At 72.0% G+C, this 12,371-nt stretch carries 10 protein-coding genes and 1 pseudogene; 6 read left to right on the top strand and 5 right to left on the bottom strand.

Annotation, left to right across the window (positions count from 1 at the left end):
* Positions 1-147: 147 nt before the first annotated feature.
* From ABZS71_RS07665 to ABZS71_RS07650, 4 genes and pseudogenes are all read left to right on the top strand, one after another.
* Complete coding sequence (locus ABZS71_RS07665) at positions 148-1,002, top strand: tryptophan 2,3-dioxygenase family protein (RefSeq protein WP_356208250.1); 855 nt, start codon at positions 148-150, stop codon at positions 1,000-1,002.
* Entirely contained in the window at positions 995-2,215 is a 1,221-nt protein-coding gene (kynU, locus tag ABZS71_RS07660; protein ID WP_356208248.1) for a kynureninase, read from the top strand. The genes ABZS71_RS07665 and kynU overlap by 8 nt, the downstream gene beginning before the upstream one ends.
* 15 nt (positions 2,216-2,230) lie before the next feature.
* Positions 2,231-2,489, top strand: a pseudogene (locus ABZS71_RS07655) (two-component sensor histidine kinase); the annotation flags it as partial.
* A 118-nt stretch (positions 2,490-2,607) separates the two neighbouring features.
* The gene (locus tag ABZS71_RS07650) at positions 2,608-3,831 is read left to right on the top strand and encodes a cytochrome P450 (RefSeq protein WP_356208246.1); all 1,224 of its coding nucleotides are present in this window, start codon (positions 2,608-2,610) and stop codon (positions 3,829-3,831) included.
* Between the two features lie 84 nt (positions 3,832-3,915).
* Here the strand turns inward: ABZS71_RS07650 and ABZS71_RS07645 are convergent, their stop codons facing one another.
* Entirely contained in the window at positions 3,916-5,568 is a 1,653-nt protein-coding gene (locus tag ABZS71_RS07645; protein WP_356208244.1) for an ABC transporter permease, read from the bottom strand.
* Positions 5,565-6,482: an ABC transporter ATP-binding protein gene (locus ABZS71_RS07640; protein WP_356208243.1), complete on the bottom strand. Its 918-nt coding sequence runs from the start codon at positions 6,480-6,482 to the stop codon at positions 5,565-5,567. The genes ABZS71_RS07645 and ABZS71_RS07640 overlap by 4 nt, the downstream gene beginning before the upstream one ends.
* Before the next feature lie 104 nt (positions 6,483-6,586).
* On the opposite strand from ABZS71_RS07640, the gene ABZS71_RS07635 reads away from it, so the two are divergent.
* A complete protein-coding gene (locus tag ABZS71_RS07635; RefSeq protein WP_356208382.1) occupies positions 6,587-7,096 on the top strand; it encodes a MarR family transcriptional regulator in 510 nt (169 codons plus the stop codon).
* Between the two features lie 53 nt (positions 7,097-7,149).
* Here ABZS71_RS07635 and ABZS71_RS07630 read toward each other — a convergent pair whose 3' ends face one another.
* Complete coding sequence (locus ABZS71_RS07630) at positions 7,150-8,193, bottom strand: hypothetical protein (RefSeq protein ID WP_356208381.1); 1,044 nt, start codon at positions 8,191-8,193, stop codon at positions 7,150-7,152.
* A 214-nt stretch (positions 8,194-8,407) separates the two neighbouring features.
* On the opposite strand from ABZS71_RS07630, the gene ABZS71_RS07625 reads away from it, so the two are divergent.
* Positions 8,408-9,691, top strand: a complete 1,284-nt coding sequence (locus ABZS71_RS07625) for an adenylosuccinate synthase (protein WP_356208242.1) — start codon at positions 8,408-8,410, stop codon at positions 9,689-9,691.
* 76 nt (positions 9,692-9,767) lie between these two features.
* Here the strand turns inward: ABZS71_RS07625 and ABZS71_RS07620 are convergent, their stop codons facing one another.
* Both ABZS71_RS07620 and ABZS71_RS07615 read right to left on the bottom strand, forming a co-directional pair.
* The gene (locus ABZS71_RS07620) at positions 9,768-11,600 is read right to left on the bottom strand and encodes a DUF4328 domain-containing protein (protein WP_356208241.1); all 1,833 of its coding nucleotides are present in this window, start codon (positions 11,598-11,600) and stop codon (positions 9,768-9,770) included.
* A 141-nt stretch (positions 11,601-11,741) separates the two neighbouring features.
* Positions 11,742-12,212 carry a hypothetical protein gene (locus ABZS71_RS07615; RefSeq protein ID WP_356208240.1) on the bottom strand — a complete coding sequence of 157 codons (471 nt, stop codon included), beginning with the start codon at positions 12,210-12,212 and terminating at the stop codon, positions 11,742-11,744.
* Positions 12,213-12,371 lie beyond the last annotated feature (159 nt).

The following is a 12,371-nucleotide window of genomic DNA, read 5'->3' as shown; positions in this document are numbered from 1 at the left end:
CCCCTTTCCGTACTTGCGGCACCCGCGCGTGACCCCGATGATGCGTGCAGGGCCCACCGGCTGTGGGCTCTGAGGGGACCGGGGCTCCGAGACCGAGAGGAAGGGGCGGACCGCTACCCGGTAGCACGCAGTACTCAGGAGACAGCGATGTCGCAGCAGCCTGCCGCCCCGCACGAAGAAGCCGAACCCGACGCCCCTCATCTCGACTTCCAGGGCACGACCCCGTACGAGGACTACGTCCGGGCATCCGTGCTCACCCACCTCCAGCACCCCCTCTCCGACGACCCCGGCGAGATGGTCTTCCTGGTCACCACCCAGGTGATGGAGCTGTGGTTCACCGTCATCGTCCATGAGTGGCACATCGCCGCACAGGCGCTGCGCGAGGACGATCTGCCCACCGCGATGGCCGCCCTCCGGCGCTCCACCTACGAGCTGGAGTCGCTGAACGCGTCCTGGAAGCCGCTCGCGCATCTCACCCCCGGCCAGTTCAACGCGTACCGCTCCGCGCTCGGCGACGGCTCCGGCTTCCAGTCCGCGATGTACCGGCGGCTGGAATTCCTGCTCGGCGAGAAGTCCGCGTCCATGCTCGCCCCGCACCGGGGCGCGCCGCGCGTCCACGCGGAGCTGGAGAAGGCGCTGACCGAGCCCAGCCTCTACGACGAGGTGCTGCGCCATCTCGCCCGCCGCGGTCTCGCCGTCCCCGCCGCCGCGCTGGACCGCGACCCGTCGCTGCGGTACGAGCCGGATCCGGGGGTGGAGCGGGTCTGGCAGGAGATCTACTCCGGTTCCGGCCCGCGCGAGGACGAGCTGATCCGCCTCGGCGAGGCGCTCACCGAGGTCGCCGAGCTGGTGTGGCGCTGGCGCAACGACCACCTGGTGGCGACCCGGCGGGCGATGGGCGCCAAGACCGGGACGGGCGGCTCCGCGGGGGTCGCATGGCTGGAGAAGCGCGCCGCCAAGAACGTCTTCCCCGAGCTGTGGACGGCGCGCAGCCATGTCTGACGCGACGATCCCGGACACGCTGACGGAGGAGGCCGCGACGCTCGACGCGGCCGATGAACTGCGTGCCAAGCGCGCCGCCTTCACCCTCGACGACGCCGTCTACCTCGACGGCAACTCGCTCGGCGCGCTGCCCCGTGCCGTCCCCGCCCGGCTGGCCGATGTCGTCTCCCGCGAGTGGGGGCGCCTACGCATCCGCTCGTGGGAGGAGAGTGGCTGGTGGACCGCGCCCGAGCGGATCGGCGACCGCGTCGGCCGGCTCGTCGGGGCCGCGCCCGGCCAGGTGGTGGTGGGCGACTCGACGAGCGTGAACGTCTTCAAGGCGGTCGTCGCCGCCGTACGGATCGCCCAGGAGCGCGGGGTCCACCGCGACCAGATCCTCGTGGACGAGGCCACCTTCCCCACCGACGGCTATATCGCCGAGTCCGCCGCCCGCATGACCGGCTGCACGCTCCGGCCGGTGGCGGCGGGCGCGATGCCCACGGCCGTCGGCCCGCGCACCGCCGTCGCGCTCGTCAACCACGTCGACTACCGGACCGGCCGCCTCCATGACCTGCCCGGGACGACGGCCGCCGTCCAGGCCGCCGGTGCGCTCGCCGTCTGGGACCTGTGCCACAGCGCGGGCGCGCTGCCGGTCGGGCTCGACGCGCACGGGGTGGACCTCGCGGTCGGCTGTACGTACAAGTACCTCAACGGCGGCCCCGGCGCGCCCGCCTACCTGTACGTCGCGCACGAGCACCAGCCCCGCTTCGACTCCCCGCTCCCCGGCTGGAACTCCCACGCCGACCCCTTCGGCATGGCCCCCGCCTACGCCCCGGCCGACGGTGCCGCCCGCGGCCGTGCCGGCACGCCGGACATCCTCTCGATGCTGGCGCTGGAGGCCGCGCTGGAGGTGTGGGACGACGTCCCGATCGAGGCCGTACGGGCCAAGAGCCTGGCCCTGAGCGACTTCTTCCTGCGCTGCGTCGAGACATACGTCCCGCAGGGACGCGTCCACTCCCTCACCCCCGCCGCGCACGCGGAGCGCGGCAGCCAGGTCGCGCTGCGGTGCGCGGACGCGGGCGAGGTGATGGCGGAGCTCGTACGGCGCGGTGTGGTCGGCGACTTCCGCCGCCCCGATGTGCTGCGCTTCGGCTTCACCCCGCTGTACACGGGCTTCGCGGAGGTGGAGCGGGCGGCGCGGGTGCTGGCGGATGTGCTGTCGGGGGTGGCGTAGCCGATGGAAACGGCAGCCGCCGAGGCGCCGCAACCGACCCTCGCGGCCCTCGACACGCTCTTCGTCAACGTCCGGGCGGCGGGGCTGACCGTCGAGCACCTCACGACCGGCGCCGTGCGTCCGCTCCCCTCCGGTGTGGAGCTGTCCGCCCTACCGGATCGTGCAGGAGGCGCTGTCCAACACGCTGCGCCACGCGCCCGGTTGCACCACCCGGGTCGAGATCGAATACGTCCTCGGCGGCATCGGCCTGCGCGTCGTCGACGGCCCGCCCACCCAGGCCGTGATTCTGGTCAGACTCGGTCTGCGCGACCGGACCCAGGCGGCGGTCTTCGCCTACGAAACCCGTCTCGTCACCCCTGGAGGCTGAGCGGGCCGGGCGGTACCGTCCGAGGATGAGCAGCGCACCCCCTGCCCCCGCCTTCGACCCGTGGCAGCCGTCGTTCGTCGCTGATCCGTATCCGGCGTACGCCGCGCTGCGCGAGCGGGGCCGGGCGCACTATTTCGCGCCGTCCCGGCAGTGGCTGATCCCGCACCACGAGGACGTCCGTGCCCTGCTGACCGACCGTCGTCTCGGGCGCACCTATCTGCACCGCTTCACCCATGAGGAGTTCGGCCGCACCGCCCCGCCGCCCGAGCACGAGCCGTTCCACACCCTCAATGACAACGGCATGCTCGATCTGGAGGCGCCCGACCACACCCGGCTGCGCCGGCTGGTCTCCAAGGCCTTCACACCGCGCACGGTCGAGGCGCTGGTCCCCACCATCGAGCGGATCGCGGCCAAACTCGTCGACGCCTTCCTCGCCTCCGGCGGCGGCGACCTCATCGCGGCCGTCGCCGAACCGCTGCCTGTCGCCGTCATCGCCGAGATGCTCGGCATCCCGCCCGCCGACCGCGCGCCCCTGCGCCCCTGGTCTGCGGACATCTGCGGGATGTACGAGCTGAACCCGGGCGAGGAGACCGCCCGCCGGGCCGTCCGTGCCTCGCTCGAGTTCTCCGCCTATCTGCGCGAGCTGATCGCCGCCCGCCGCAAGGCCCCGGGCGAGGATCTGATCAGCGCGCTGATCGCCGCGCACGACGAGGGCGACCGGCTCTCCGAGCAGGAGATGATCTCCACCTGTGTGCTGCTGCTCAACGCGGGCCACGAGGCCACGGTCAACACCACGGGCAACGGCTGGTGGACGCTCTTCCGCAACCCCGATCAGCTCGCCCTCCTGCGCGCCACCCCCGACGCGCTCCTGCCCACCGCCGTGGATGAACTGCTGCGCTACGACACCCCGTTGCAGCTCTTCGAGCGCTGGGTCCTCGACGACATCGAGGTCGGCGACACCGTGATCCCGCGCGGCAGCGAGCTCGCCCTGCTCTTCGGCTCGGCCAACCGCGACCCGGCCCGCTTCGACCACCCCGACACGCTCGATCTCTCCCGCACCGACAACCCCCATCTCAGCTTCGGTGCCGGTATCCACTACTGCCTCGGCGCGCCGATGGCCCGCCGTGAACTCATCGCCTCCTTCGGCGCCCTGCTCCGCAAGGCCCCGGACCTGCGGCTGGTCAGGGAGCCGGAGTGGCGGCCGGGCTATGTGATCCGAGGGCTGACGGAGCTGCTGGTCGAGGTCTGAGCGGCGGGGGTACGGGGCGCGGACGCGGCGCACGGATCCGTTGTCCACAGGCTGTGGACAACGGATCCGCGATGGAACGGGGGGTCAGCCGCCGATGTCGCGGCGGCGCAGACCCACCAGACCTCCGGCGGCCAGAACGGCCGACAGAAGCAGCAGCCAGACGAAGGGCGCGGCCGTGACATGCTCGCCGGGCAGCTTCGGCAGATGGCTGAAGGGTGAGGTGTTCATGATCGGCTCGGAGACCTTGAGCGCCGGGCCCATCCAGCCGAGGGCGACCACCCAGCCGACGAAACCCCAGGCCGCGGCCGAGTACTTGGGCACCACCCCGACGAGGAACAGCGTCAGGCTGGTGAGCACCCAGAGCGCGGGGATCTGGGCGAGCGTGGCGCCCAGGATGCGCGGGAACTGGTCGACCAGGTCGTCCGCGGCCAGGCCGTAGCCGAGGGCCAGGGCGAAGCCGCCGACCGCGAGCACGACGACCGGGCCGAGGAAGGCGACGACGAGATGGCTGCCGGCCCAGCGCAGCCGGCTGACGGCGTTGGACAGCAGGGGTTCCGCGCGCTGGTCGGTCTCCTCGCCGCGCAGCCGTAGGACGGCACTGGCGGTGTAGACGGTGAGGACGGTGCCGAGGACGCCGACCATGGAGGCCAGGAAGGCGTCGTTGAGCCCCTGTGCGCCGCCCATGCGCTGAATGATCTCGCGGGTCTGGTCGCTGTCGCCGAGGAAGTCGTCGGCGCCGTTGGAGATGCCGCCGAAGATGGCGCCCGCGAAGACGAAGCCCGCCGCCCAGCCGAGCAGCGCACCGCGCTGAAGCCGCCAGCCCAGGCCGTAGACGCCCTTCAGCAGCGGGCCGGCGGCCGGGGGGCCGGGGCGGCCGGCGTAGAAGCTGGCGCCGACGTCCCGGCGGCCCGCGAGCGAGTAGGCGAGGGCGATCGAGGCGGCGGAGAGAACGGTGATCAGCAGCAGCGGCCACCATCGCTCGTCCGCGTACGGCCGGGCGTACTCCGCCCAGCCGAGGGGCGAGAGCCAGACCAGGAGGTGGCCGGAGCCCTTGGAGCCGTCCTCGGCGGCGTCGCCCGCCATCCGCAGGACGAAGGCGATACCGACGACGGCGCAGCTCAGGCCCCGGGCCAGCCGTGCGTTCTCGGTGACCTGGGCGGCGACGGCGGCCAGCCCGCCGAAGGCCATACCGGTCAGGCCGACGGCGAGGCCGAGGGCGAGCGCCCCGGCGCCGCCCTGGCCCGCGAGGCTGGCCGCGATGAGGACGGTGACGGCGCCGTTGGCGATGGTCACGGCGAGCAGGGCCGAGGTGAGGCCCGCGCGACGGCCGACCATGCAGGCGGACAGCGCCTCCTGACGGCCGGTCTCTTCCTCCTCGCGGGTGTGCCGGATCACGATCAGCACGCTCATGATGGCGGCGAATACGGTGAGGAAGCCGCCCACCCGCCAGACGGTGAGCGCGCCGAGCGAATCGTCGAAGGCGGTGCCGAACAGCGCGCGGGCCGAGCCGTTGCCGTTCATGTCGTGGGCGAGACTGGCGCGCTTGCCGGGGGTGTCGTACGCGCTCTTGAGGCGGCCGACGGTGCTGCTGCCGGTCAGCCCCAGGCACAGCACCCACACCGGCATCATGATCCGGTCGCGGCGCAGCGCGAGCCGCAGCAGAGTGCCCGTGCCGGCCAGGTCCTTGGCCGATCCGCGGGCATGGGGGGCGACCCGAGTGTCGGCTACGGCGGTCATCGGGCGATCGCCTCGGCTTCCGTGCCCGTGACATCGTCCTGGTAGTGACGGAGGAACAGCTCTTCCAGGGTGGGCGGGGTGGAGATGAGGCTGCGCACCCCGGCCTCGGTGAGCTGCCGCAGCACGGCGTCCAGCTTGTCCGTGTCGACCTGGAGCTTGACCCGCCGGTCCTGGAGGTCCAGGTTGTGCACCCCGGGGAGGGCGGCCAGGCCGCCCGGCTGGCCGGCCAGCTCGGCGGTCACCGACGTACGGGTCAGATGGCGGAGCTCGGTGAGCGAGCCGGACTCCACCCGCCTGCCCTTGCGGATGATGCTGACCCTGTCGCAGAGTGCCTCGACCTCGCTGAGGATATGGCTGGAGAGCAGCACCGTGCGGCCGCGGTCGCGCTCCTCGGCGACACAGTCGCGGAAGACCTCCTCCATGAGCGGGTCGAGTCCGGAGGTCGGCTCGTCGAGGATCAGCAGCTCGACCTCGGATGCGAACGCGGCGACCAGGGCGACCTTCTGACGGTTGCCCTTGGAGTAGGTACGGCCCTTCTTGGTGGGGTCGAGCTCGAACCGCTCCAGGAGCTCGGCCCGCCGGGCCGTGTCCAGCCCGCCGCGCAGCCGCCCGTACAGGTCGATGACCTCGCCACCGCTCAGGTTGCGCCACAGGGTGACGTCTCCGGGGACGTACGCGATATGGCGATGGAGGTCGACCGCGTCGTGCCAGGGGTCCTTGCCCAGCAGCTGCACCGCACCGGCGTCGGCGCGGAGCAGACCGAGGAGGACCCGGATGGTGGTGGACTTCCCGGCGCCGTTGGGTCCGAGGAAGCCATGGACCTCACCTGCCTCGACTTCGAGGTCGAGGGCGTCCAACGCGTGGGTCCGGCCGAACGACTTGTGCAGGCCGGACGCGGAGATTGCCGTCTTCATGATTCCGAAGCTACGCTAGTTTCACAAATTTGTGAAGTTAAGGAATCATATAAACTTATGATGATGTGTTGAAGAGAGGAGATGATGAAGCGGTGAGGGAGACGATGCGACCGGACGACGGGCCCGATGGGGCGCGGGATGAAGAGGCGGTGTCCCGGTTTGTCGAGCGGTTCGCGGCCGACCTGGCCGAGGCCGGGATGCAGCGGATGGGCGCCCGGGTCTTCGCGGCGCTTCTCGTCTCCGACTCCGGCGCCCTCACCTCCGCCGAGCTCGCCGAGCGGCTGCAGATCAGCCCGGCCGCGGTCTCGGGCGCGATCCGCTACCTCTCCCAGGTGGACATGGTCGTACGCGAGCGCGAACCGGGCTCCCGGCGCGACCGCTACCGGCTCTACAACGAGGTCTGGTACGAGACCCTGACCCGCCGCGATCAGATCATCGCCCGCTGGGAGAGCACCATGCGGGACGGCGCGAAGGTGCTCGGCCCCGACACCCCGGCCGGGCGGCGGGTCGCCGAGACCGCCGACTTCTTCGACTTCATGAAGCAGGAGCTGCCCAAGATGCTGGAGCGCTGGCGCGTCCAGCAGGCCGAGCGCCGCGAGGCGGCCGGCGAGTAGCGGGCCGCCTCGCGGCGCGCCGCACAGAACACCTAGCGAGGCGCGAGCGCCGCTCAAGCCCGAGGCGGGAGCATCAAGCTCCACGCCTCTGCCAGGACGGTCCAGGTGCGGCTGCGGACCGGGCCCCGGATCAGCGCGTCCGCGTAGTAGCGGAAGTCCTGGCCGGAGACGGTGACGGCGCGCGCCCGTGCGCGCAGCGGACCGTCGGCGGCGTGGGGATGGACGACGATCTCGGCCAGCCCGCCGCCCGGCGCGCCCGTGGACACCGAGACCCGCTCGACCGGCCGGTCCAGATCGGTCAGCAGCACCCCGTCCGCCTCGATCCGCAGCCGCTGCGGCGGCGGATGCACCCGGCGGCGGGAGCCGCCGGTGAGGCCGATGACCGGGAGGGAGAGCAGCGTCAGGGCCGTGCGCGCGGTCCGGGCCGCCGGGGTCCACCACGGATGGTGGCCGCCCGGGGGTCCGGAGCCGGGCGGGCTCGTGCCGTGGCGGTCGGCCGCGCCGTCGTGGTCCTGGCCGTGGTCGTGGTCGTGGTCGCGTTCACAGGGGTCGCAGGGCCCGCAGAGGCAGCCATGGCCGTCCGCCCCGGCACCGTACGGGGCCCCGGCCGGCGCCCCTGGCTCCGCGCCCGGCGCGCCGGATGTCTCGTACGCACCGCCCGGGGCGAGCCGTGGCCGCTCCGGATGCGATCCGGAGGGGATCCGCAAGCCCCCGAGGACCACCCCGCCGCTCTCGTCCACCAGCAGATCGCGCGGGCGCGCCGCCCCGTCGAGGACCGTGCGCGCCGCCGCGACCGCGTCCGTCGGCACCCCGAGCGCATGGGCCAGGGCGACCGCGGCGGAGCTGCCGACCGGGACCATCGAGAGCGCCGCGTCCGCCAGCTCGCGCCGGCGGTGCAGCAGCTCCACGGTCCGCAGCAGGGCGCGGTCGTCGCCCACCACCACCGGCCGGCGGGCACCGCGCCGGGCCAGCGCCCGCTCGACCTCCTCCGGCCCGTCCGGCAGGCAGATTTTCGTCTGCGCGCCCGCACACAGGACATCCTTCGCGATACGCACCGACTCCCCGTCCGTTCGCCGGGCGGTGGGGTCGATGATCACGAGCAGGGGGCGCCCCCGGACGGTGTCCGGCGGAGCGTGCCAGGGATCTGGAGCCGACACCTCGGTCCTTCCTCAGGTAATCTCTCGGTGCAAGAGCCCCTGTCGCTGTTGCGCCAGGGGCTTCGTCTATCCGGGGCACCGGTTCGACGGCTCTTGTGGTGACGCACGCCACCACGCACGTTGGACATGCCCCGCCCGGAAGGGGTGTACGCCTGTGCCCGCACTTGTGCTGCTCGGTGCTCAGTGGGGTGACGAGGGCAAGGGGAAGGCCACCGATCTGCTCGGCGGCTCGGTTGATTATGTGGTGCGTTACCAAGGTGGCAACAACGCGGGCCACACGGTGGTCGTCGGCGACCAGAAGTACGCGCTGCACCTCCTCCCGTCCGGCATCCTCTCGCCGGGGTGTACCCCGGTCATCGGTAATGGCGTCGTCGTCGACCCGGCGGTCCTGCTCTCCGAGCTGAGCGGGCTGAACGAGCGCGGCGTCGACACGTCCAAGCTGCTGATCAGCGGTAACGCCCACCTGATCACGCCGTATCACACGACTCTCGACAAGGTGTCGGAACGCTTCCTCGGAAAGCGGAAGATCGGCACCACCGGCCGCGGTATCGGCCCGGCCTACGCGGACAAGATCAACCGCGTGGGCATCCGGGTGCAGGACCTCTTCGACGAGTCGATCCTGCGGCAGAAGGTCGAGGCGGCCCTCGACTTCAAGAACCAGGTGCTCGCCAAGCTCTACAACCGTCGCGCCATCGACGCCGGCCAGGTGGTCGAGGAGCTGCTGGGCTACGCGGATCAGCTCGGCGGCTTTGTCAGCGACACCACCCTGGTGCTGAACAACGCCATCGACCAGGGCCAGGTCGTCCTCTTCGAGGGCGGTCAGGGCACGCTGCTCGACGTCGACCACGGCACGTACCCCTTCGTCACCTCCTCCAACCCGACCGCGGGCGGTGCCTGCACGGGCACCGGTGTCGGCCCGACGAAGATCAGCCGGGTGATCGGCATCCTGAAGGCGTACACCACGCGCGTCGGCGCCGGCCCCTTCCCGACGGAGCTGCTCGACGAGGACGGCGAGAAGCTGCGCACGATCGGCGGCGAGCGCGGTGTGACCACCGGGCGTGACCGGCGCTGCGGCTGGTTCGACGCGGTCATCGCGCGCTACGCGACCCGGGTCAACGGCCTCACCGACTTCTTCCTGACCAAGCTCGACGTGGTCACCGGCTGGGAGCGGATCCCGGTGTGTGTCGCGTACGAGATCGACGGCAAGCGGGTCGAGGAGCTGCCGTACAACCAGTCCGACTTCCACCACGCCAAGCCCATATACGAGATGCTGCCGGGCTGGTCGGAGGACATCAGCAAGGCGAAGTCCTTCGACGAGCTGCCGAAGAACGCCCAGCGGTATGTGCAGGCGCTGGAGGAGATGTCGGGCGCCCCGATCTCGGCGATCGGCGTCGGACCGGGCCGGGACGAGACGATCCAGATCAACTCGTTCCTCTGAGGACCGAATCCGAGGACTGAAGGCGCCCGGCCGGAACCCGAGGGGACCGGCCGGGAGCGCGGCCCGCGCGCAGGCGTCAGCGCGCCGCGGGCGGGCCGAACATCCCGCCGGGCTGCGGCGGCCCGGCCGCCTGCGCGGCCCCCCGCTCCTGCATCCCGGTCAGCCGTGCCACCACGACCATGGCCAGCACGGCCGCCAGCAGCGAGACGATGTCGTCGGTGATGTTGAAGACAACGGAGACCCGCTTGTCCCAGTCGTCCTCGGACCCGAGCTCGACCAGGCCGGCGAGGGGGGCGACGCACGACATCGTGAGGAACAGCGTCCACCACCAGTGCAGCGCCGCCCGGGGAACCCGCCCGGGGCCCGGGGCGGCGCTGGAGCTCCAGATGTCGTTGGCGATCTGCTTGGGAATCCACAGCTGGGCGACCGGGATGAACCAGGCACCGACCGCATAGCCGCTGCCGAACCGCTGACGGCCGGGGGCCAGTACCGTGGCGTTGACATAGGTGCGCCGGAACCAGATCAGCCACAGCACCAGGACCACCAGGCCGCTCACCCCGGTGCCGATGTCCATGGAGTCGACCGCGTCCTTGCGGCGGCCGACCGCCGCGATGGTGCCCTCGCCGTCGAAGAAGTCGCGGTACGCGCCGAACAGCGACATGTTCAGGTACAGATCGATGACGGTCAGCGAGACCCAGAGGCCGAACAGGGCCAGCAGGGCGGTGCCCAGCCCGCGCACCGACTTCACCGTGGCGCCCTGGGCGGGGAAGCGGACCGGGACCTGATAGCCCCCGGCCTGCTGCCAGTGCTGGGCCGGCTGATGCGGTACGGGCCCCATGCCACCGTTCATCGGGTACGCGGGCGCCGCGGCATGCGGGGCGGGTGAGGTGTACGCGGACGGCGAGGCGTACGCCGAGGGCGGGGCGGGCGACGGGGCGGGCGGGGTGGCGTACGCCGAGGGCGGCGCTTGCGGCGGCCCGGCGACCGGCTGCGCGTTCTCGGCCTCCACCTCCAGCAGCTGGAGCGCGTCGCGCCCCAGCCGGGCGAGCAGCCCGCCCGGCAGCCAGGGCTCGGTCTCCTCGGCGACCGGCTGGGTGGCCGTGATCAGGTCGGCCACCGAGGGCCGCAGGGCCGGGTCCTTGTTCAGGCAGGCGCTGACGAGCGCCAGCGCGCCGTCGGGGAGCCCCGTCAGATCGGGCTCCTCCTGGGCTATTCGGTACATCAGGGCATGGACGCCGCTGTCCACACTGCCGAACGGCTGGCGGCCGGTGGCCGCGAAGGCGAGCACCGAGCCGAGACAGAAGACATCGCTCGCGGCGGTGACCGGCTCGCCGCGCACCTGCTCGGGCGACATGAAGCCGGGCGAGCCCACGACCGCGCCGGTCACCGTCAGATTGCCGCCCGAGGTGGAGCCGACGGCGTCCAGCGCCCGCGCGATGCCGAAGTCGATGACGCGCGGCCCGTCGATCGTGATCAGGATGTTCGACGGCTTGAAGTCCCGATGGACCAGACCGGCGCCGTGGATGTCGCGGAGCGCGAGCGCCAGACCGTGCGCCAGCACCCGCAGCGAGTGCTCGGGCAGCGCCCCGAAGTCCTCGGCGACCACGCTGTGCAGGGTCGGACCGCCGATATAGCCCGTGGCCACCCAGGGCACGGCCGCTTCGGTGTCGGCGTCGAGCACGGGCGCGGTCCACTGGCCGCCGACCCGTCTCGCCGCCTCCACCTCACGCTTGAAGCGGTCACGGAAGTCGGACTGGCGGGCGAGTTCGGCCTGTACGAGCTTGACGGCGACGGTGCGGCCGCGGGCCGAGCGGGCGAGGTAGACCCGGCCCATTCCGCCCTCGCCCAGCTTGCCGAGCAGCCGGTACTCGCCTATCCACCGCGGGTCCTGGGCCCCGAGGTCTTCCATCGCGGTGTGGCTCCTGTCCGTGTGCCGATGGTCCGTCTGCCGATCGGCCGATCAGTCGAGGCGGGTGAAGGTCTGAGTTATCGTCTCATCGCTTCAGCCGATCGGGGCGTTGTGTCGGACACAGAATCGGTAGCTTTCCGATTACAGTGACCTGCCGCCGAGGCCATGCTCCGGTCCCGGCGGCGAATGCCGCCGGGGAGGGGGAGCAGCCGACCGCTTGGCGCTGGACGGATCGGGGCGCGCCGCGGCCGAGGAACTGAGTGCCGCGGTCCGGAGGCAGACCCCGTGCGCCGCCGTGTGTTCCTGCCCGGGCGTCGGCTTCTCACGTTTCCTCCCCTCCTCCGGCTCCCGTTCCGGATCGAGCAACCGGGCGGCGAGGCGGAGGGCTTCGTCGAGGCCGGACACCAGCTTCCCGTCCGCCGCGCTCGGCTCTGGGGTACAGCCGTGCCACGTAACCAGCCATCCGCCACCCGCCTCCCGAACCTCAACCCGGCGTGCGCCGCGCCGGAGTTCGACGGTCACCTCCCCCGAAGCCCCTTCGGCGAGCTCCCGCTGCACCGCGCCGCCCACCACTCGGTCGACGGCTTCCTCGATCTGCGCGGTGTCCCTCATGTGGTGTCCACTCCCGAGTCAGCTTCCCGTTCTTCTCGTCCCGTCCGCTCGGCTCAGCGCGACGGGCGGCCCGACTGGTTCGGCGGGCGATGCGGCGTGACGCGCAGTGCCGCACTCGGCTGTCCCTGCCCCGCCGCGTTTTCCTGAACCGTCGGCTGC

This window comes from Streptomyces sp. NPDC005393 (assembly GCF_040606675.1).
Taxonomy (GTDB): domain Bacteria; phylum Actinomycetota; class Actinomycetes; order Streptomycetales; family Streptomycetaceae; genus Streptomyces.
The sequence above is the reverse complement of the archived record's forward strand: the minus strand, read 5'-3'. Positions and strand labels throughout refer to the sequence as shown.